The 20,413-nt window shown below is 55.5% G+C and carries 19 protein-coding genes; 6 read left to right on the top strand and 13 right to left on the bottom strand.

What is annotated here, in order from left to right; all coding sequences use genetic code 11:
• Nucleotides 1-95 precede the first annotated feature (95 nt).
• From ppdD to hofC, 3 genes are read left to right on the top strand one after another with little or no spacing between them, the layout of a single operon-like run.
• A complete protein-coding gene (gene ppdD / locus C1N69_RS03590; RefSeq protein ID WP_155030695.1) occupies nt 96-533 on the top strand; it encodes a prepilin peptidase-dependent pilin in 438 nt (145 codons plus the stop codon).
• A gap of 10 nt (nt 534-543) precedes the next feature.
• Nucleotides 544-1,926: a type II secretion system protein GspE gene (gene gspE / locus C1N69_RS03585; protein WP_155030694.1), complete on the top strand. Its 1,383-nt coding sequence runs from the start codon at nt 544-546 to the stop codon at nt 1,924-1,926.
• On the top strand, nt 1,916-3,100 hold the full coding sequence (gene hofC, locus C1N69_RS03580; protein ID WP_094917933.1) for a protein transport protein HofC: 1,185 nt from the start codon (nt 1,916-1,918) through the stop codon (nt 3,098-3,100). The genes gspE and hofC overlap by 11 nt, the downstream gene beginning before the upstream one ends.
• 41 nt (nt 3,101-3,141) lie before the next feature.
• Here the strand turns inward: hofC and C1N69_RS03575 are convergent, their stop codons facing one another.
• Nucleotides 3,142-4,185, bottom strand: coding sequence for a GMP reductase (locus C1N69_RS03575; RefSeq protein ID WP_025756765.1), 1,044 nt, complete (start codon nt 4,183-4,185; stop codon nt 3,142-3,144).
• A 228-nt stretch (nt 4,186-4,413) separates the two neighbouring features.
• On the opposite strand from C1N69_RS03575, the gene coaE reads away from it, so the two are divergent.
• From coaE to yacG, 3 genes are read left to right on the top strand one after another with little or no spacing between them, the layout of a single operon-like run.
• Nucleotides 4,414-5,034, top strand: coding sequence for a dephospho-CoA kinase (coaE, locus tag C1N69_RS03570; protein ID WP_047957755.1), 621 nt, complete (start codon nt 4,414-4,416; stop codon nt 5,032-5,034).
• Nucleotides 5,034-5,777, top strand: coding sequence for a cell division protein ZapD (gene zapD / locus C1N69_RS03565; RefSeq protein WP_045284792.1), 744 nt, complete (start codon nt 5,034-5,036; stop codon nt 5,775-5,777). The genes coaE and zapD overlap by 1 nt, the downstream gene beginning before the upstream one ends.
• A 9-nt stretch (nt 5,778-5,786) precedes the next feature.
• Entirely contained in the window at nt 5,787-5,981 is a 195-nt protein-coding gene (gene yacG, locus C1N69_RS03560; RefSeq protein ID WP_025756762.1) for a DNA gyrase inhibitor YacG, read from the top strand.
• A gap of 34 nt (nt 5,982-6,015) precedes the next feature.
• On the opposite strand, the gene mutT is transcribed toward yacG, so the two are convergent.
• From mutT to murD, 12 genes are all read right to left on the bottom strand, one after another.
• Nucleotides 6,016-6,408 carry an 8-oxo-dGTP diphosphatase MutT gene (mutT, locus tag C1N69_RS03555; protein WP_025756761.1) on the bottom strand — a complete coding sequence of 131 codons (393 nt, stop codon included), beginning with the start codon at nt 6,406-6,408 and terminating at the stop codon, nt 6,016-6,018.
• Nucleotides 6,409-6,465: 57 nt separating this feature from the next.
• Nucleotides 6,466-9,171 carry a preprotein translocase subunit SecA gene (gene secA / locus C1N69_RS03550; RefSeq protein WP_047957754.1) on the bottom strand — a complete coding sequence of 902 codons (2,706 nt, stop codon included), beginning with the start codon at nt 9,169-9,171 and terminating at the stop codon, nt 6,466-6,468.
• A gap of 58 nt (nt 9,172-9,229) precedes the next feature.
• On the bottom strand, nt 9,230-9,733 hold the full coding sequence (secM, locus tag C1N69_RS03545) for a secA translation cis-regulator SecM (RefSeq protein ID WP_167514956.1): 504 nt from the start codon (nt 9,731-9,733) through the stop codon (nt 9,230-9,232).
• A gap of 281 nt (nt 9,734-10,014) precedes the next feature.
• Entirely contained in the window at nt 10,015-10,932 is a 918-nt protein-coding gene (lpxC, locus tag C1N69_RS03540; RefSeq protein ID WP_025756758.1) for a UDP-3-O-acyl-N-acetylglucosamine deacetylase, read from the bottom strand.
• A 101-nt stretch (nt 10,933-11,033) separates the two neighbouring features.
• Nucleotides 11,034-12,185, bottom strand: coding sequence for a cell division protein FtsZ (ftsZ, locus tag C1N69_RS03535; RefSeq protein WP_008501978.1), 1,152 nt, complete (start codon nt 12,183-12,185; stop codon nt 11,034-11,036).
• A 63-nt stretch (nt 12,186-12,248) separates the two neighbouring features.
• A complete protein-coding gene (gene ftsA, locus C1N69_RS03530; protein WP_025756757.1) occupies nt 12,249-13,505 on the bottom strand; it encodes a cell division protein FtsA in 1,257 nt (418 codons plus the stop codon).
• Nucleotides 13,502-14,344, bottom strand: coding sequence for a cell division protein FtsQ (gene ftsQ, locus C1N69_RS03525; RefSeq protein ID WP_025756756.1), 843 nt, complete (start codon nt 14,342-14,344; stop codon nt 13,502-13,504). The genes ftsA and ftsQ overlap by 4 nt, the downstream gene beginning before the upstream one ends.
• 1 nt (nt 14,345) lies before the next feature.
• The gene (locus C1N69_RS03520) at nt 14,346-15,266 is read right to left on the bottom strand and encodes a D-alanine--D-alanine ligase (protein ID WP_155030693.1); all 921 of its coding nucleotides are present in this window, start codon (nt 15,264-15,266) and stop codon (nt 14,346-14,348) included.
• Nucleotides 15,259-16,734 (bottom strand): UDP-N-acetylmuramate--L-alanine ligase, encoded by a 1,476-nt coding sequence (murC, locus tag C1N69_RS03515; RefSeq protein ID WP_025756754.1) that lies wholly within the window; start codon nt 16,732-16,734, stop codon nt 15,259-15,261. Before murC ends, C1N69_RS03520 begins: the two co-directional genes overlap by 8 nt.
• A 56-nt stretch (nt 16,735-16,790) precedes the next feature.
• Entirely contained in the window at nt 16,791-17,855 is a 1,065-nt protein-coding gene (gene murG / locus C1N69_RS03510; RefSeq protein ID WP_155030692.1) for an undecaprenyldiphospho-muramoylpentapeptide beta-N-acetylglucosaminyltransferase, read from the bottom strand.
• Entirely contained in the window at nt 17,852-19,096 is a 1,245-nt protein-coding gene (ftsW, locus tag C1N69_RS03505; RefSeq protein WP_025756752.1) for a cell division protein FtsW, read from the bottom strand. The genes murG and ftsW overlap by 4 nt, the downstream gene beginning before the upstream one ends.
• Nucleotides 19,096-20,412, bottom strand: a complete 1,317-nt coding sequence (gene murD, locus C1N69_RS03500) for a UDP-N-acetylmuramoyl-L-alanine--D-glutamate ligase (RefSeq protein ID WP_045284795.1) — start codon at nt 20,410-20,412, stop codon at nt 19,096-19,098. Before murD ends, ftsW begins: the two co-directional genes overlap by 1 nt.
• Nucleotide 20,413 lies beyond the last annotated feature (1 nt).

Raw genomic sequence — 20,413 nt, 5'->3', positions numbered from 1 at the left:
GAATTCTCTGAAGCCCCTTTCCCGTTCCCTTTTTTGCCCCTCGTTTCTGCCCTTTCGCGCTGACAGAGTAGCGCCACTTAACCTAAGGAGCAGATATGGACAAACAACACGGATTCACGCTCATTGAGTTGATGGTGGTCATTGGCATTATTGCGATTCTGAGCGCCATCGGCGTCCCCGCCTATCAGAACTACCTGCGCAAAGCGGCGCTGACCGATATGTTGCAAACCTTCGTCCCCTACCGCACCGCCATTGAGCTGTGCGCACTGGATCATGGCGGCGTGACAGGCTGTGACGGCGGCAGCAACGGCATCCCTTCCCCGACGACAACACGTTATATCTCGGGAATGAGCGTAACGCAGGGCGTCGTGTCATTAACGGGCCAGGAGAGCCTGACCGGGCTGGAGGTGGTGATGACGCCCCAGTGGAGCAGCGGCAACGGTATGACGGGCTGGAAACGTAGCTGCAATATCAGTAACGACAGCGAGCTCAAACAGGCCTGCGATGACGTTTTCCGCTTCGACAATAACTGAGGAGCGGCTAATGAAAACCGATCAACTGGTGGCACTTTGTCTGCGCCATCATGCTCTGCTGCTCACCAGCGACAGTGACAGGGTAAGCATCGCCGTCGTGGGAACCCCCGCCAGTGAACTGATGGAAGCCCTGCGCTTCGCGACCCAGAAACGGATTGATATCGAGTGCTGGAGCGCAGAGCGCATGGAAAAACACCGGCAGCTCATGTCGCAATCGCATCTGCCCGTCGTTTCGCAAACACACTCAACGGTCGATATCCTCAACCACACGCTGCAGCAGGCAATAAACCAGCGCGCATCCGACATTCATATCGAACCGGGAGAGCATGCCTGCCAGATCCGTTTACGTATCGACGGGGTGCTTTACCCACAACCTCCGCTTTCCGCCTCGCTGGTCAGCCAGTTCAGCGCACGTTTAAAAGTGCTGGGTAATCTGGATATTGCAGAGCGCCGCTTACCGCAGGACGGTCAGTTCACGATTGAGCTGGCAAACGAGCCGGTCTCATTTCGGATTGCCACACTTCCCTGCAGCGGTGGCGAGAAAATTGTACTGCGTCTTCTGCATCAGGTTCAGCAGGCGCTGGAACCGAAAGCGCTCGGCATGAGCGCTGAACAACTGGCCCGTTTTAATGGGGTACTCCACCAGCCGCAGGGGTTGATTCTGGTCACCGGCCCCACCGGCAGCGGCAAAACCGTGACGCTCTACAGCGCGTTGCAGGCGCGTAATACTCCGGAGGTCAACATCTGCAGCGTGGAGGATCCCATTGAGATCCCCCTGGCGGGGTTAAACCAGACACAGATAAATCCCCGGGCGGGTTTAACCTTTCAGAGCGTGCTCAGGGCGCTGCTGCGTCAGGATCCCGACATCATTATGGTTGGTGAAATTCGTGACGGTGAAACGGCCGGGATTGCCATTAACGCCGCGCAGACCGGACACCTGGTGCTGTCGACACTGCACACGAACTCAACAACGGAAGCCCTGACGCGTCTGGAGCAGATGGGCGTGGCGCGCTGGATGATATCTTCCGCACTCTCGATGGTAATTGCCCAGCGGCTGGTCCGGCGTCTGTGTCCCCATTGTCGTCGGGAAGCCAGCGAGCATGCGGATTTACCTCGCGCAGTGTGGCCCAGACCGCTTCCCCGCTGGCAGCCCACCGGCTGCGATCGCTGTTATCACGGTTTTTATGGCCGGGTGGCCATTTTTGAAGTGCTCGCGATCGACAATGACCTGCGACAGGCCATTGCCCGCGGAGCGGGAACAGAGGTAATCGAGGCGAGCGCCCGGCAGGCGGGAATGGTTTCTCTTTTTGAGCACGGCTGCATGGCTGTTGAAGAAGGGTTGACCACGATTGAAGAGTTGATTCGCGTCCTGGGCATGCCCGATGCCTGCTAACCGACTCTGGCGCTGGCGGGCGCTCACCAAAGAAGGAGAACCCCGAAGCGGGACGCTCTGGGCTACAGACCGCAATGCAGCCTACAGCAGGTTGATGCGTCACGATCTTCATCCTCTGACGCTGACCCGCTGCACAGAGAGACACCGCTGGCAGCCACATCACTGCTATGAGATGTTTCGCCAGCTCGCCACGCTGCTGCAGGCTGGGCTGACGTTGTCCCACAGCCTGCAAATGCTGGCAGACCAGCATCCGTCAAAACCCTGGCAGGCGCTGCTGCAAAGTCTTGCTGATGAACTCAGTGAAGGATGCCCCTTTTCTGAGTCACTCAAAAAATGGCCTGCGGTTTTTAGCCCACTGCATGTCTCGATGGTAAAGGTCGGAGAACTAACCGGGAAGCTTGAGGCGTGCTGTCGTCAACTCGCGCAGCAACAAAAAGCGCAGCAGCAACTCAGTGCGAAAGTGAAAAAGGCGCTGCGCTATCCGGCGATCGTTCTGACGCTGGCCGTCCTCGTCGTGCTGGCGATGGTCACCCTGGTCTTGCCCGAGTTCGCCGCGATCTACAAAACATTTAACACTCCACTCCCGTGGCTGACACAAAAGGTCATGGGAATGGCAGCATTTATGCAGTCCTACGCCCTCGCGTTGTTTGCCGTGATACTGGCAACCGTCACTGGCGCGTGGGCTCTGCGGCAGAACCCTCGCTGGCAGCGCATTCTGATGCATATGCCAGTGATGGGGACGCTGGCACAGGGCCAAAAGCTGGGACACATTTTTACCGTTCTGTCGCTCACGCAGCAGGCGGGGATCGCCTTTTTGCAGGGGCTGGAGAGCGCAGAGGAGACCGTTGATAGTCGGTACTGGCAGGGAATACTCCGCACGATTCGGGAGGACGTTGAAAAAGGTTTCCCCGTCTGGTCATCCTTTCAGAGAGCGGCCATGTTTACCCCGCTGTGTATCCAGCTTTTACGAACCGGTGAAATGTCTGGCGCGCTGGACAGCATGCTGGCAAACCTGGCCCGCCATCACACGGAACAGACCTTGCAACGGGCCGATAATCTGGCGGCGCTTCTGGAGCCATTGCTTCTGATTGTAACGGGAGTCATCATCGGCACGCTGGTGGTCGCCATGTACCTGCCGATTTTCCATCTGGGGGATGCGATGAGTGCGGGATAGTGCTGACGTGCTGGCGCACGGAGATGCGCCAGCAAAAGCCCTTACAGGCTGTTGAAAACGCGGTTTTCCTGTTCCTGAACGCGAATAAACGTCGTGCGTTTCGTCAGCTCTTTCAGGCGGGATGCCCCCACGTAGGTGCAGGCGGAACGCAGGCCACCGAGGATATCACGTGCGGTATTTTCAACCGGGCCGCGCAGGGGCAGCTTAACGGTTTTGCCTTCTGCCGCGCGGTATTTTGCCACGCCACCAACATGACGGGTCATTGCAGACTCAGAGCTCATTCCATAGAACAGCATAAATTTCTCGCCGTTCTCTTCAACCACGGTACCACCGCTCTCTTCGTGACCTGCCAGCATACCGCCGAGCATCACGAAGTCCGCGCCGCCGCCGAAGGCCTTTGCCACATCACCCGGCATGGTGCACCCGCCGTCGCTGATGATCTGGCCGCCCAGCCCGTGCGCCGCATCGGCACATTCAATGACCGCGGAGAGCTGAGGATAACCGACGCCGGTCTTAACGCGCGTGGTGCACACGGAGCCCGGACCAATGCCCACTTTCACGATATCTGCACCGGAGAGGATCAGTTCTTCACACATTTCGCCGGTCACCACGTTGCCCGCGATGATGGTTTTCGTCGGCCAGGCTTCACGCGCCTTGCTGACGAACTGCACGAAGTGCTCGGAGTAACCATTCGCCACATCAATACAAACGAAGCTGAGTGCCGGGTTCGCATTCAGGATCTGTTTGGTCTTTTCGAAATCGGCATCAGAGGTACCGGTGGAGACCATTACATGCTTCACCACATCAGCAGACGCGGACGCAACAAATGCATTCCACTCTTCAGGGCTGTAATGTTTGTGTACGGCAGTCAGAATGTCGAACTGTGCCAGGGCGGTTGCCATCTCAAAGGTTCCCACAGTATCCATGTTGGCAGCGATGATCGGCACGCCAGACCAGGTCTGACCGGAATGCTTAAAGGTGAACTGACGTTCGAGTTCAACGTCTGAGCGACTTTTCAGTGTAGAGCGTTTAGGGCGGATGAGAACGTCTTTGAAACCTAACTTCAGATCTTCTTCGATACGCATGTGCGGATTCCTGGGGTTAGAGGCAAATATGTTAAAAGCACAACTCCAGTGACGTTATCATACGCACTAATACCTGCTCCGCAAGACTGCGAAATTCTCTTTTTTTACGCTACAATCCTATAAATTTACCTGGTAAAAAGCCGGTAAACAGGGCTAAACAGTTGCTGGCGCACCTTAGAGTTTTAATCAACTGATTTTAATAATGAATAATTCCCAGGATTTGATTTAATGGGGTATATCGTTGCATTAACCGGCGGCATCGGTAGTGGTAAAAGTACCGTTGCGGACGCGTTCTCTCGTCTGGGTATCACGATTATTGATGCCGATATCATTGCCCGTCAGGTGGTAGAACCAGGTACACCCGCGCTAAAGGCTATCGAAAACCACTTTGGTCAGAGCATCCTCACTGCGGATGGCACGCTTAATCGCCGCCAGCTTCGTGAGCGTATTTTTGCTGACGCGTCGGAAAAGCGCTGGCTTAATGCCCTGCTCCACCCCATTATCCACCAGGAAACCCAGCGTCAGATTGCTGCGGCCAACTCTCCCTACGTAGTGTGGGTCGTTCCACTGCTGGTGGAAAATCAGCTGCAGAAGAGAGCCGATCGGGTGCTGGTGGTTGATGTCTCTCCCGAAACGCAGATCCAGCGAACCATGACGCGTGACCACGTCTCACGTGAGCATGCTGAACAAATTCTTGCCGCCCAGGCCACGCGCGCTCAGCGCCTTGCCGTTGCGGATGATGTCATTAATAATAACGGCGCACCAGATGCCATTGCATCGGATGTTGCCCGTCTGCACGCGCAGTATCTGACGTTCGCCGCGCAGGCCGTTGCACAGGAAAAACCATAATGTCGACACACATCCTTTTTGAGCATCCGCTCAACGAAAAAATGCGTACCTGGCTGCGCATCGAATTCCTCATTCAACAGCTTTCACAACATTTGCCTGTTAACGATCATGCCACGGCGCTGCACTTCTTCCGCAACGTGGGCGATCTACTGGATGTGATTGAGCGCGGCGATGTCCGCACAGAGTTGCTCAAAGAACTGGAGCGCCAGCAGCGTAAATTGCAGGCATGGGCTGAAGTTCCGGGAGTGGATGTAAGCCGTATCGATTCCCTTCGTCAGCAGCTTAAAACCAGCAGCAGCAACCTGATGGCTGCGCCGCGCGTCGGGCAGTTTTTGCGTGAAGATCGTCTGATCGGTCTGGTGCGCCAGCGCCTGAGCATCCCTGGCGGCTGCTGTAGCTTCGATTTGCCGACGCTTCACATGTGGCTACATATGCCGCAAGCGCAGCGTGACGCACAGGTAAACAGCTGGCTGAAAAGCCTGGAGCCCATGCAACAGACGCTGTCGCTGATCCTCGATCTGATCCGTAACTCAGCGCCGTTCCGCAAACAAACCAGCCTGAATGGTTTCTACCAGGATAACGGCGATGATGCCGATCTTTTGCGCCTGAATGTATCGCTTGGCGAACAGCTTTACCCACAGATTTCCGGGCATAAGAGCCGTTTTGCAATTCGCTTTATGCCGCTGGACAGTGAGAATGGCACCGTGCCGGAACGTCTCGATTTTGAACTGGCCTGTTGTTAAGGAGTGCCGATGTCTGATATCACCACCGTTAACTGCCCAACCTGTGGCAAAACCGTTGTCTGGGGCGAAGTGAGTCCGTTCCGCCCATTCTGCTGCAAACGCTGTCAGCTCATTGATCTGGGTGAATGGGCGGCGGAAGAGAAACGTATTCCAAGCGAAGGCGATCTCTCGGACAGCGATGACTGGAGTGAAAACCAGCAGTAGTCTGTAAAGCCTGCTGGCGCTTCGCTTAGCAGGCCTACGGTTGTGCGACTAACCGCAGGATCACAGGCTCATTGGCCGGCGGGAATTTTTCGGCATCACTTGCCTGAAGTTCAACCCAGTTACCCGGCTGCCCCTCTTTTCCCCAGGGTTCGCCTTCCCAGTTTTCCACCAGCCAGAACCACAGCGTGATGTGCCTGTCCGGGAACTGGTACTCGAGCTTATCAAACAGCGTGGCGCCAAGCGGAGTGATCCCCACCTCTTCCTGAAGCTCGCGAACCAGCGCCTGTTCCGGCGTTTCACCTGACTCGATTTTTCCGCCGGGAAACTCCCATTTGTTTGCCATATGGGCGTCGGCAGCGCGCTGGGTAATGAAGATTTGGTTTTGCGGGTTGCGAATAATCCCGACGGCAATTTGCAGTATTTTCATATTGTCACTTCCATAAAAAAGGCGCAGATGTCTGCGCCTTTTTGTTTTTTTATGAACTTAGTTCAGGCGGCCGTGGCACGCCTTGTACTTTTTACCGGATCCACATGGGCACGGATCGTTACGACCCACTTTACGATCCCCGGTCTGCGCGGCGATCGCTGCGGCGGCTTCGCTGTCGTCAGTCTGGTGGCTCAGCTGCTGCATCTGTGCCAGACGCTCAGCTTCTTCACGACGCTGCTGCTCCATCGCTTCCACTTCTTCCGGCATACGCACCTGAACCTTGCTCAGGGTGCTGATCACTTCATACTTCAGCGACTCCAGCATAGAGGCAAACATAGCGAAGGATTCACGCTTGTATTCCTGTTTAGGATCTTTCTGCGCATAGCCACGCAGGTGGATCCCCTGACGCAGATAGTCCATCGCGGCCAGGTGCTCTTTCCACAGGGAGTCCAGGGTCTGCAGCATCACACCTTTTTCGAAGTGACGCATCATCTCAGCGCCAACGACCTCTTCCTTACGCTTGTATACGTCCAGCGCGGTTTCAAAGATACGTTCGCGCAGGGTTTCTTCATGCAGTTCAGGCTCTTTGTCCAGCCACTCTTTGATTGGCAGATCGAGGTCAAAGTCGTTTTTCAGACGTTCCTGCAGGCCTTCGATATCCCACATCTCTTCCAGAGACTGCGGTGGAATATGCGCATCGATTGTCGCCTTAAACACATCCTCACGGATGCTGTTGATGGTTTCGCTTACGTCAGACACGTCCAGCAGTTCGTTACGCTGGGTGTAAATTGCGCGACGCTGATCGTTAGCCACATCGTCATATTCCAGCAGCTGCTTACGAATATCGAAGTTGCGGCTTTCCACTTTACGCTGTGCGTTAGCAATCGCTTTGGTGACCCACGGGTGCTCGATAGCTTCGCCAGGTTTCATACCCAGCTTACGCATCATGCCGGACACACGGTCGGAGGCGAAAATACGCATCAGCGCATCTTCCATCGACAGGTAGAAGCGGGAAGAACCGGCATCCCCCTGACGTCCAGCACGACCACGCAGCTGGTTATCGATACGACGAGATTCGTGACGCTCGGTACCGATGATATGCAGACCACCGGAGGCCAGAACCGCGTCATGACGAACCTGCCAGTCGGCCTTGATCTGCGCAATCTGTTCAGGGGTTGGGTTTTCCAGCTCTGCCACTTCCGCCTGCCAGCTACCGCCCAGCATAATATCGGTACCACGACCCGCCATGTTGGTGGCGATGGTCACCGCAGCCGGATAACCCGCCTGTGCAACGATTTCCGCTTCTTTGGCGTGGAATTTAGCGTTCAGAACGTTGTGTTTGATACCCGCTTTCGTCAGCTCGTGAGAGACCACTTCGGATTTTTCGATGGAGATGGTCCCCACCAGCACCGGCTGGCCTTTCGCGGTACGCTCGCGAATATCTTCGATGATGGCCTGAATTTTTTCCGCTTCGGTCATGTACACCAGGTCCGGCATGTCCTTACGGATCATTGGGCGGTTGGTTGGAACGACCACGGTGTCCAGCTTGTAGATGGAGCTGAATTCAAACGCTTCGGTATCAGCCGTACCGGTCATCCCTGCCAGCTTCTCGTAAAGGCGGAAGTAGTTCTGGAAGGTGATGGAGGCCAGCGTCTGGTTTTCGTTTTGAATATCCACGCCTTCTTTGGCTTCAACGGCCTGGTGCAGACCGTCAGACCAGCGACGTCCCTGCATGGTACGGCCGGTGTGTTCATCAACGATAATCACTTCGCCGTCTTTCACGATGTAGTCGACATCGCGGGTGAACAGCGCATGGGCGCGCAGGGCGGCAGTCACGTGGTGCATCAGCATGATGTTGCTCGGGGAATAGAGAGATTCTCCCTCTTCCATGATGCCTTCAGCCACCAGCAGTTCTTCAATTTTCACCAGACCACGTTCGGTCAGGTTCACCTGGCGCGCTTTTTCATCTACGGAGAAGTGGCCTTCACCCTGGAAGGTGTCGGAGTCTTCTTTTTCCTGACGCAGCAGGTGTGGAATGATTTTGTCGACTTTACGGTACATATCAGAGCTGTCTTCAGCCGGGCCGGAGATGATCAGCGGTGTACGCGCTTCATCGATCAGGATGGAGTCCACCTCATCCACCAGAGCATAGTGCAGTTTACGCTGGACGCGCTCTTCAGGGCTAAACGCCATGTTGTCACGCAGGTAATCGAAGCCGTATTCGTTGTTGGTGCCGTAGGTGATATCCGCGTTGTACGCTTCACGTTTAGCTGGCGCGGGCAGACCGGACATGTTGATACCCACCGTCATCCCGAGGAATTCGAACAGTGGACGGTTGTTTTCGGCGTCACGCTGTGCCAGATAGTCGTTGACGGTGACGACGTGTACGCCTTTACCGGTCAGGGCGTTCAGGTATGCCGGCAGCGTTGCGGTCAGGGTTTTACCTTCACCGGTACGCATTTCCGCGATGCAGCGCTCATTGAGCACCATACCGCCCAGCAACTGAACGTCGAAGTGACGCATGCCAAATACACGCTTACTCGCTTCACGCACCACGGCGAACGCTTCCGGGATCAGGCTTTCTAAGGTTTCGCCTTTTTCCAGACGCGCGCGGAATTCTGCCGTTTTCGCTTTCAGCTCATCATCAGAGAGTTTCTCCATCGCCGGTTCCATACCGTTGATGACAGCAACAGCTTTGCGCATACGGCGCAGGGTACGATCGTTACGACTACCAAAAACTTTAGTTAACAATTTGATTAGCATAATAAATTCTCAAACGCCCCATTGTGGGCAGATAAATTAAGGTATTGAAAAAGTTAATTTAGCTGAGGCGCTGAGGCCCGGCGCGAATGCCGTGAGCCTGGCTAATCCATGTTGTGACAGAGAATAAGACGGGAGAAACGAGCGCACGTTGCGCTGACTGGCGAACCATGAGCGGCGGCTGACTGTCCTGCGTGAGCAACGCGTTAAGCGTGTCCAGCAGGGCAAGATGCTGCGCCTGCACCGGCAGCGTCTCTTCAGCAACAGGCATCGCCTGCGGTGCCATTGCAAATGACAGATGACGAATTACCGTTCGGATTGCATGCTGGTGCCAGTAATCAACGGAGAAATTTGGGCGGCGATTGGCTTCAAGCCACGCAAGGTTAGTAAAGTTAACTCGCGTGTTGAGATCGTGTTTGGTTGTGGAGGTCTTCGCCGGCGTCGCCGCTTCGGCACTGTTGCTGAGCGCAGGCAAGCCGAGACTCGCCGCGACCATCCCTAATAAGAGATGCGGCCAGAAGTAACGTCTGCCAAATTGTCGCCAGCGCGTCAGTATTCCGCTCACTTGCTCCACCACATAAGCCAGCCCGGTACAGGCTGAATTCAGTTATTTTTTTAAGCGCCCAGATATTACCACTAAAGCCAATACACATCAGCAGGAATGAGGTGCCGCCGCGGGGAAAAACGGTCAAGAATGCAGCTAACGCACACATTTTCTGCGCAGAGTAAATAAGGGATAACGCAGGGGGCAATCAACGAAGGGTAAAAATAAAAACGACTGGTCTTCCTGGTCGGAGAGAGTACCAGGTTAACCAGTCGATTTTTTTTACGAAACGGGATGAACCGTTACGCCAGAACCATGTTTGGTGCTTTGAAAGCCAGCGGCAGTTCCGCTTCGTCTTCAAAGGTCACATATTCCCAGGCTTCCTGTTTAGCCAGGACGGCCTGCAACAATTTGTTGTTCAGTGCATGACCGGATTTGAACGCGGTAAATGCACCAATGATGTTGTGACCACACATGAACAGGTCGCCGATAGCGTCCAGCATTTTGTGACGAACGAATTCATCTTCAAAACGCAGGCCGTCTTCGTTCAGTACGCGATAATCGTCAACAACGATGGCACAATCGAAGCTGCCGCCCAGGCACAGGCCGCGGGACTGCAGATATTCGATATCACGCATGAAGCCAAATGTACGGGCTCGGCTGATCTGACGCATAAACGCATCGGCAGAGAAGTTCATCGCATAGCGTTGGGTGCTTGCATCAATCGCCGGATGGTTAAAGTCGATGGTAAAGTCCAACGAGAAACCATTGTACGGTTTGAATTCAGCCCATTTGTCGCCATCTTCGACGCGAACGGTCTCTTTGATGCGAACAAATTTCTTCGCGCAGTTCAGTTCTTCGATGCCGGCATCCAGCAACAGATAAACGAACGGAGCAGCACTGCCATCCATAATCGGGATTTCTGGTGCATCGACTTCAACAATAATGTTGTCGATACCCAGCCCCGCCAGGGCGGCGTTCAGGTGCTCTACGGTAGAAATCCGCACGTCATGCTCGTTCACCAGACAAGTACAGAGCATAGTATCACGCACAGATTTGGCATCGGCCGGAAAATCTACCGGTGGATTCAAGTCAGTGCGACGATAGATGACCCCGGTATTGGCCGGCGCAGGGCGTAACGTCAGTGTGACTTTCTTGCCGGTATGTAAACCGACACCCGTCGCCTGAACGATACGTTTAAGTGTCCTTTGTTTGATCATCGTATAATCTCGCCAAATTAACTATCCAACCGAGAGTGTATATCACTAACGGTGGGCCAGTTTAGCACAAAGAGCGCAAATCCCCAAATTCCAGCCAATTCTTAGTCAGCTTGCTTACGCAGGAACGCCGGGATATCCAGATAATCTGGCTCTTTCGCCGTTTGCGGCGTTGGGTCGTTCACCACTTTCGCGGCCGGTTTCTGCTCCTGAGTCAGAGGAGACATCCCGTGCTGCTGGTAACGATCCATTACCGGTTGCTGAGTCTGTTTGTTGGTCACCAGGGTGATCTCAGGACGCTTGTCCATGCCGATACCGGTCGCCACAACAGTTACGCGCAGTTCGTCGTTCATTTCAGGGTCAAGAGACGTACCGATTACCACTGTCGCATTGTCAGAGGCGAACGCACGGATGGTATTACCCACGGTTTCGAACTCATCCAGACGCAGGTCAAAGCCAGCGGTAATGTTGACCAGCACACCGCGCGCGCCAGACAGATCGATATCTTCCAGCAGTGGAGAAGAGATAGCCATTTCAGCCGCTTCTTCTGCACGGTCTTCACCGCTCGCCACGCCAGAGCCCATCATCGCGTAGCCCATTTCGGACATCACGGTGCGAACGTCAGCAAAGTCAACGTTCATCAGGCCAGGACGGGTAATCAGTTCAGCGATACCCTGCACCGCGCCTTTCAGCACGTCGTTTGCTGCACCGAACGCATCCAGCAGAGAGATACCGCGGCCCAGAACTTTCAACAGTTTGTCGTTCGGGATGGTGATCAGTGAGTCCACATGCTTGGACAGCTCGGTGATACCCTGCTCCGCGAAGGCCATACGCTTCTTGCCTTCAAAATTGAAAGGCTTGGTCACGACAGCAACGGTCAGGATCCCTAAATCTTTCGCCACTTCAGCCACAACAGGTGCTGCGCCGGTACCGGTACCGCCACCCATACCTGCTGCGATGAAGACCATGTCTGCACCTTCCAGTGCAGCGCGCAGCGCTTCGCGATCTTCTTCAGCCGCATTGCGACCCACTTCCGGGTTAGCCCCGGCTCCCAGCCCTTTGGTGATACCACCGCCGATCTGGATAGTCTGGCCTACAGCCGTCTTACGCAGTGCCTGCGCATCGGTGTTAACTGCAAAGAATTCAACACCTTCAATGCGTTCACGCACCATATGCTCTACGGCGTTACCGCCGCCGCCACCGACGCCGATGACTTTAATCACCGCGTCGTTGGTCAGTTCCATAGGTTCAAACATAATTTCTCTCTCCGTTGTGCCTGTCGCCCGAGACCGCTAATTCTCTCCGGTCTCTTAAAAAAATTAAAACTCTTTTCGCAGCCAGTTGTTCAGTCGTTTGACCCACGACCCCACTGAGACGCGTTTTTCCACTTCTGCTTCACCACTGAGATGCGTTTCCTTCCCGTAGTGGAGCAGGCCAACAGCCGTTGAATAATACGGCTCCTGAGCATAATCCGTTAAACCGGTGATATTCAGCGGCGCGCCAATACGTACTTGCGTATGGAACACGCGCTGCGCACAGGCCGCAAGACCTTCAATTTGCGCTGCACCGCCGGTTAATACAATCCCCGCCGCAAGATGATGTTTCACGCCCTGCTGACGAAGCTGTTCCTGTAACTGTAAAATCTCTTCGTTGACCAGGTTGAGCAGCTCGGTATAGCGCGGCTCAATGACCTCTGCCAACGTCTGGCGCTGCAGGCTACGCGGTGGACGACCACCGACGCTTGGCACTTCAACGCTCTCATCTTTGCCAACGATAGACCCCAGCGCACAGCCATGGCGCACTTTGATCGCTTCTGCATCGCTCGGTGGCGTACCAAAAGCGTAAGCGATATCGCTGGTCACCACGTTCCCGGCATAAGGGATCACTTTGGTGTGGCGCAGCGCACCGCCGGTATACACGGCCATGTCCATTGTACCACCACCAATATCGACCACACAGACGCCCAGTTCACGTTCATCTTCGGTCAGCACGGAATAACTTGCTGCAAGACCGGCGAAAATAAGTTGGTCAACTTTCAGGCCACAACGTTCAACGGCTTTTACAATGTTCTTCGCCATATCGTTGTGACATGTGATCAGGTGCACTTTTGCCTGCATACGTACGCCGGAGAGACCGACCGGGTTTTTAATGCCTTCCTGGTAGTCAATCGCGTATTCCTGCGGGATCACATGCAGCACGCGATGCTCATCGCGCACACGCACGGACTTCGCCGTATGCACAACATTTTCAACGTCTTCCTGCGTCACTTCTTCTTCGGAAATCGGCACCATACCGATTTCGTTCTGGCAGCTAATGTGCTTGCCAGAAAGGGCCAGATAGACAGAAGAAATCTGGCAATCGGCCATCAATTCAGCCTGATCGATGGCGCGCTGGACGCATTTCACCACCGATTCAAGATCGTTTACCCCACCTTTATCCATACCACGGGACGGGCAACTGCCTACGCCAATGATATTGACCATACCGTCGGGCAGAACTTCCCCTACTAAAGCGGCAACCTTCGCGGTGCCAATCTCCAGTCCAACTACCAGTTTTCTGTCCGTCGCCTTGATCATTGTTGTTCTGCCTGTACCTGTGCCTGATTCTGTTGCTGATTAGGTTCCTCGACCGGAGCCGGTACCCAACCGACTGCTGCGCCTGAGTCATAGCGCAAATCAACGTAGCTTATCCGTTTGCCGTCAGTCTGTGCCTGCTGCTGTAAAACCGGGTAAAGTTCTACAAAACGCGCCAGACGCTTCATTGTGTCCCCGCGACCCAGGTTGAGCTTAATGCCGTTCGTTAACGTCAACTGCCAGGAGCGGCGCGCCGTCATCGCAGCATCTTTTAACGTAAACCTGTCCTTCGCCAGCACCTGACCCATTTCACGAAAACCCTGTAACACTTCGTTTTCGCTACCTTCAGGGCCATACAACATCGGTAAATTTTGCTTGTTGACACGATCGGCCGGGACGCTGAAGGAGTTTCCGTCTACGTCAACCATGTGCTGATCATTCCAACGCGCAATGGGCACATATTCAACCAGATGAATCTTCAATTCATCAGGCCATTGCTTTCTTACACTCGCCTGTTTTATCCATGGCAGACGTTCAATCTGGCTCTGGATAATATTAACGTCCTGAGTCATAAAGGTGCCGGGAGACCCCAGCGCCAGAATTGACTGGCGAATATCATCGTTACGCGTGTAGTGGCGCTCACCGGTGACCACCAGCTTAGAAAGTGGCAACCGCTGCGCATCTTCCATCCAGCCCAGTACCATCCAGCCGCTGATAAACACGGTGCACAGCACCCCGAGCAGGAAAATAATGCCTGCAAGACGCGTTCCATTACTCCGGCGTGAAGAGGCGTATTCTTCTTCGTCATCGCGGTTGCGCGTGTTCAATGCAGCCTGAGACATATCAGCCCGCCTGGTCCAGAATGCGTACGACTAACTGCGAGAAGCTCATCCCCGCCTGACGAGCGGCCATCGGCACAAGGCTGTGGCTGGTCATTCCCGGGGACGTATTCGCTTCCAGCAGATAAAATTGTCCATCACGGTCCTGCATCACGTCGATGCGTCCCCAGCCGCGACAACCCAGAATATGCCAGGCTTTAAGCACCAGGGACTGTAATTCGGCTTCACGCTCAGCATCCAGACCACAAGGGCAGAAATATTGCGTCTCATCAGAGAGATACTTTGCCTCATAATCATAGAAGGTTCCGGCCGGTTGGATACGGATTGACGGTAAAATTTCTTCACCAAGCATTGCGACGGTAAATTCCGGCCCGCTAAGCCATTTTTCAATCAGAACTTCTTCATCATGTTGAAATGCCAGCGCTAAAGCGGAGGCTAAATCGTCAGCTTTGTCGACTTTAGACATCCCCACGCTCGACCCTTCCCGGCTCGGCTTTACAATAACCGGTAAGCCCAGTTCCGCAATGCGTGTATTAACGCTATCCAGAAGGCCCAATTCAAATTCGCGACGCGTCAGTGCCACCCACGGCGCAACCGGTAATCCCGCGCCCTGCCACAGTAACTTACTGCGCAGTTTATCCATAGAGATGGCGGATGCCATCACGCCACTACCGGTGTACGGCATGCCGATTAATTCCAGCAATCCCTGCAGGGTACCGTCTTCACCCCCCCGGCCATGTAACGCGATAAAGACTTTATCGAAGCCCAGCGCTTTTAATTGCGTTACGTCGACCTCTCTTGGATCAACCAGGTGGGCATTAACGCCGCCCTCACGCAGGCCCGCCAGCACCGCAGCGCCGGAATTCAGGGAAACCTCACGCTCTGCGGAGGTACCACCAGACAGGACAGCAATCTTATCAGCCATGATGCTCATCCTCCTGGTTTTGCGGCTTCAGTTTGATTTCCGCTAAGGTACGGGCGATTTTACCGATATTTCCCGCGCCCTGAATCAGAATCAAATCGTTACCGGTGAGGACCGGTGCCAGAATTTCCGCCACCTGTGCCGGGTCAGAAACCAGAATAGGGTCAACTTTACCGCGTCCGCGAATCGTGCGACACAGGGAACGGCTGTCCGCGCCCGGAATCGGTGTTTCGCCCGCGGAATATACGTCCAGCATCAGCAGCGTATCCACCTGTGACAGGACGCTGGCGAAATCGTCGTACAGATCGCGCGTACGCGTGAAACGGTGCGGCTGGAAGATCATCACCAGATTTTTGTCAGGCCAGCCTGCACGTGCGGCTTTAATGGTGGCGTCGACTTCGGTCGGATGGTGACCGTAGTCGTCCACCAGCATCGCAGTGCCGGTTTTACCGTTTACGGCATCCAGCGGGAATTCACCGAGGAAGTCGAAACGACGCCCGGTCCCCTGGAAGCTTTCCAGCGCACGCAGGATTGCGTCGTCATCAATGCCTTCTTCCGTCGCAACGGCCACTGCCGCAGCGGCGTTAAGAGCGTTATGACGCCCCGGCGCATTCAGCGTCACGTGGAGCAGCTCTTTGTCCTGACGCGCCAGAGTGAAGTGTCCCTGCGCGCCAATCTGTTTGTACTCTTCCACGCGGACGTCAGCGTCTTCACTGAAGCCGTAAGTGGTGATTTGACGACCCACGCGCGGCAGAAGCTCGCGAATGACCGGATCGTCTACGCACATTACCGCACGTCCATAGAACGGCAGGTTATGCAGGAAGTTGATAAAGGTCTGCTTTAAGTTCTCGAAGTCACCCTGGTAGGTATCCATATGGTCAGCTTCGATGTTCGTGACAATCGCCACCATCGGCTGCAGGTGCAGGAACGACGCATCGCTTTCATCCGCTTCCGCAATCAGATAACGACTGTGTCCCAGACGCGCATGCACGCCAGCGGCTTTTACCAAACCGCCGTTGACGAACGTCGGGTCAAGACCCGCTTCCGCATAAATACTGGAAACCATCGCCGTGGTCGTGGTTTTACCGTGGGTCCCGGCAATCGCAATGCCGTGACGGAAACGCATCAGTTCCGCCAGCATTTCTGCGCGGCGGATCACCGGAATGCGCGCTTCATGGGCGGCAACGATTTCCGGGTTGTCAGAGGAGATGGCACTCGATACCACCACCACGCTCGCATCGCGCACGTTTTCCGGGCGATGGTTGAAATAGATAGTCGCCCCAAGTGACGCCAGCTGCTGCGTAACAGGGTTTGGCGCCAGGTCAGACCCGCTGATCTGATAGCCTTCGTTAGCTAACACTTCGGCAATACCGCCCATGCCAGCACCACCGATGCCAACAAAGTGAATGTGCCGGACGCGACGCATCTCGGGCACGATTGAACGCAGTTTTGCCAGTTGTTGTGTATTCATTCTCTAAACGCCATCGACTACTAAAAATTCGTGCCGCGCTTCACGCGCTGCGAGGGTTAAGCCTGGGATGCCAGACTCACTTCTTTTGCCACCCGTTCAGTCGCATCAGGAATAGCGGTCGCGCGCGCGCGTTCTGCCATCTCCAGTAATACGTCTCTGTTCCAGCCCGCAAGGGTGGTGGCGACCGCGTCGGCGGTAAACTGTTGCTGCTCAAAAATTTTCGCCGCGCCGGCCTTCTCGAGCGGCAATGCGTTCCAGTACTGCTGTCTGTCTTTGTGCTGGAACGGCACAAACAGGGCCGGCAACCCGGCGGCGGCAATCTCGCTCACCGTCAGCGCACCTGAGCGACAAACGACGACATCGGCCCAGGCATAAGCGGCGGCCATGTCATCGATAAACTCGGTGACGTTATGCTGCGGCTGCCCTGCCTCGGCATAAGCCTGCTCAACGGTCTGCTGAGCGCCTTTTCCACTCTGGTGCCAGATGGTAACGGCATCACCCAGCTTTGCGGCAACCAGCGGCATCGTCTGGTTTAAAATGCGCGCGCCCTGCGAACCGCCGACGACCAGCACCCGAACCGGCCCTTCACGACCCGCCAGGCGAGCATCCGGCAGCGGCAGCGCCAGCACGTCGACACGCACCGGGTTACCCACCACGTCTGCTTTCGGAAACGCACCGGGAAACGCCTGCATCACTTTGGTGGCGATTTTCGCCAGCCACTTGTTGGTCAGGCCGGCAATACCGTTCTGCTCATGCAGCACGACGGGAATCCCTAACGACCACGCGGCCAGCCCACCAGGACCCGAGACATAGCCGCCCATACCCAGCACCACATCAGGCTTAAAGCGCTTCATGATGGTGCGCGCCTGACGCCAGGCGTTAAAAATACGCACCGGCGCCAGCAGCATTGCCTTGAGGCCTTTGCCTCGAAGGCCAGAAATACGGATAAAGTCGATCTCGATACCGTGCTTCGGTACCAGATCGGCTTCCATGCGGTCTGCGGTTCCCAGCCAGCGTACCTGCCAGCCCTGATCCATTAAATGGTGCGCAACCGCCAGCCCCGGGAACACGTGTCCGCCGGTACCGCCTGCCATCACCATTAACCGCTTCGGTTGATTCATCGTGAACCTCGTGTAAACGCCTGGGCTTTTTCCAGACGCGTTTCATAATCTATGCGCAACAACAGCATGATGGCCGTCGACATAATCAACAGACTGGAACCACCATAACTGATCAACGGCAACGTCAGACCTTTGGTCGGCAGCATGCCCGCTGCGGCCCCGACGTTAACCAATGCCTGGAAACTAAACCAGATACCAATTGAGCAGGCTAAGAAACCTGAGAAGCGGTGATCGATCTCCAGCGCTTTCCGGCCGATGGACATGGCACGGAAAGCGACGAAGAATACCATTAATAACGCTAATACCACACCGATATAACCCAGTTCTTCCGCAATAATGGAGAAGATGAAGTCAGTGTGCGCTTCCGGTAAATACTCCAGTTTTTGAACCGAGTTGCCCAGACCCTGTCCCCAGACTTCACCGCGGCCAAAGGCCATCAGCGACTGCGTCAGCTGGTAACCACTGCCGAACGGGTCTTCCCACGGGTTCCAGAACGAGGTCACACGGCGAATACGGTAAGGCTCGGCGAGGATCAGCAGCACAACCGCTGATATCCCCATCCCGATGATAGCGATGAACTGCCACAGTTTTGCGCCCGCCAGGAACAGCATGGCCAGCGTCGTTACAAACAGTACGACCACCGTACCAAGGTCAGGCTGCGCCAGCAGTAACACCGCCAGCACCAGAATCACGCCCATCGGTTTTAAGAAGCCGCGCAGGTTGTTACGCACTTCATCCACTTTACGCACCAGGTAGTTCGCCAGGTAGCAGAACAGGGAAAGCTTGGTAAATTCCGCAGGCTGAATACGCAGCGGGCCAAAGGCAATCCAGCGGGATGCCCCGTTAACGGAGCTCCCGACGACCAGAACAATCAGCAGCATAATAATCGAGGCGATCAGCATCGCCGTACTGTGCCGCTGCCAGAACTCCATCGGCAGACGCAGGGTGACCAGCGCCAGGCAGAACGCCAGGATGATGTACAGGCCATCACGCTTGGCAAACAGGAAAGGATCGTTCGCCAGACGCTGCCCGACGGGCATGGAAGCAGACGTCACCATGATAAAGCCGACCGCCGCCAGTCCCAGCGTGAGCCAGAACAGCGTGCGATCGTACATGATCAGGCTGTCATTATCTTTTTGACGAGAGCCCATCACCCAGCCTTTGAGTGCCGCAAACAGCCATACCAGGATCCCAAATCCTGGCAGGCGCGGCATTTTCAGGCGAGGGAGAGATAAACGCATCAGCCTAACTCCTTCGCCAGACGGGTAAAGACATCACCACGCTGTTCGAAATTCTTGAATTGATCGAGGCTGGCACACGCCGGAGAGAGCAGTACCATATCGCCTGGCTTCACGCGAGGGGCAATCAGCCGCATCGCCTGTTCCATGGTTTCGGTCTGCTCGGCAATCTCAGGGCGCAGCTCAGCCAGCTCGCCGCCGTCACGGCCGAAACAGTACAGGCGGATGTTATCACCTGAGAGATACGGCTTCAGGGAGGAGAAATCAGCAGATTTGCCGTCGCCGCCCAGCAGTAAATGCAGAGTACCGTCAACGTGCAGGCCGTTCAGCGCGGCCTCGGTGCTTCCCACGTTGGTGGCTTTGGAGTCGTTAATCCAGCGCACGCCGTTATGCTCCAGCGCGAGCTGGAAACGGTGCGCCAGACCGGAAAACGTCGTCAACGCTTTCAGGCTGGAGGAGCGTGGCAGCCCGACTGCGTCCGCAAGCGCCAGCGCTGCCAGCGCATTGGTATAGTTATGCTGACCAGAAAGTTTCATCTCTTTCACGTTCAGCACTTTCTCACCTTTCACACGCAGCCAGGTTTCGCCCAGCTGACGGTTCAGATGGTAATCACCCATAGTGATGCCAAAACTGATGCAGCGCTCGTCCGCGCCGCGCACCGGCATGGTCAGCGCATCATCTGCGTTAACGACGCAGACCTTTGCATTCTCATAAACGCGCAGCTTGGCGGCACGGTACTGCTGCAGACCAAATGGATACCTGTCCATATGATCTTCAGTCACGTTGAGGATCGTCGCAGCGGCAGCATGCAGGCTGGAGGTGGTTTCCAGCTGGAAGCTTGAAAGCTCGAGGACATACAGCTCACAGCCTTTGTCCAGCAGCATCAGCGCCGGCAGGCCGATATTACCGCCGACTCCGACGTTCATGCCCGCCGCTTTCGCCATCTCACCCACCAGGGTGGTGACGGTGCTTTTCCCGTTAGAACCAGTAATCGCGATAACCGGTGCCTGCGCTTCGCGGCAGAACAGCTCGATATCGCCGATAATCTCAACGCCTGCATCCGCGGCAGCGCTCAGTGAAGGATGTGCCAGCGCCATACCCGGGCTTGCGACAATCAGATCGGCTGCCAGCAGCCAGTCATCATTCAGACCACCAAGGTGGCGTTCAACCTGTTCCGGCAGTTTTTCCAGACCCGGCGGAGAGACACGCGTATCCATCACGCGCGGCGTCACGCCACGCGCGAGGAAAAAGTCCACGCAGGACAGGCCCGTGAGGCCTAACCCGATGATAACGACCTTTTTGCCCTGGTAATCTGCCATG

Source organism: Enterobacter sichuanensis, from assembly GCF_009036245.1.
In the GTDB taxonomy this organism is placed as follows: Bacteria; Pseudomonadota; Gammaproteobacteria; order Enterobacterales; family Enterobacteriaceae; genus Enterobacter; species Enterobacter sichuanensis.
The sequence above is the reverse complement of the archived record's forward strand: the minus strand, read 5'-3'. Positions and strand labels throughout refer to the sequence as shown.

Coding starts and splice junctions, on each gene's coding strand:
- C1N69_RS03575 (WP_025756765.1), bottom strand. CDS start 4,185: ATGCGTATCGAAGAAGATCTGAAGTTAGGTTTCAAAGACGTTCTCATC.
- murD (WP_045284795.1), bottom strand. CDS start 20,412: ATGGCAGATTACCAGGGCAAAAAGGTCGTTATCATCGGGTTAGGCCTC.
- mutT (WP_025756761.1), bottom strand. CDS start 6,408: ATGAAAATACTGCAAATTGCCGTCGGGATTATTCGCAACCCGCAAAAC.
- gspE (WP_155030694.1), top strand. CDS start 544: ATGAAAACCGATCAACTGGTGGCACTTTGTCTGCGCCATCATGCTCTG.
- ftsW (WP_025756752.1), bottom strand. CDS start 19,096: ATGCGTTTATCTCTCCCTCGCCTGAAAATGCCGCGCCTGCCAGGATTT.
- secA (WP_047957754.1), bottom strand. CDS start 9,171: ATGCTAATCAAATTGTTAACTAAAGTTTTTGGTAGTCGTAACGATCGT.
- C1N69_RS03520 (WP_155030693.1), bottom strand. CDS start 15,266: ATGGCTGATAAGATTGCTGTCCTGTCTGGTGGTACCTCCGCAGAGCGT.
- ftsZ (WP_008501978.1), bottom strand. CDS start 12,185: ATGTTTGAACCTATGGAACTGACCAACGACGCGGTGATTAAAGTCATC.
- yacG (WP_025756762.1), top strand. CDS start 5,787: ATGTCTGATATCACCACCGTTAACTGCCCAACCTGTGGCAAAACCGTT.
- zapD (WP_045284792.1), top strand. CDS start 5,034: ATGTCGACACACATCCTTTTTGAGCATCCGCTCAACGAAAAAATGCGT.
- murC (WP_025756754.1), bottom strand. CDS start 16,734: ATGAATACACAACAACTGGCAAAACTGCGTTCAATCGTGCCCGAGATG.
- coaE (WP_047957755.1), top strand. CDS start 4,414: ATGGGGTATATCGTTGCATTAACCGGCGGCATCGGTAGTGGTAAAAGT.
- ppdD (WP_155030695.1), top strand. CDS start 96: ATGGACAAACAACACGGATTCACGCTCATTGAGTTGATGGTGGTCATT.
- lpxC (WP_025756758.1), bottom strand. CDS start 10,932: ATGATCAAACAAAGGACACTTAAACGTATCGTTCAGGCGACGGGTGTC.
- ftsA (WP_025756757.1), bottom strand. CDS start 13,505: ATGATCAAGGCGACGGACAGAAAACTGGTAGTTGGACTGGAGATTGGC.
- hofC (WP_094917933.1), top strand. CDS start 1,916: ATGCCTGCTAACCGACTCTGGCGCTGGCGGGCGCTCACCAAAGAAGGA.
- ftsQ (WP_025756756.1), bottom strand. CDS start 14,344: ATGTCTCAGGCTGCATTGAACACGCGCAACCGCGATGACGAAGAAGAA.
- murG (WP_155030692.1), bottom strand. CDS start 17,855: ATGAATCAACCGAAGCGGTTAATGGTGATGGCAGGCGGTACCGGCGGA.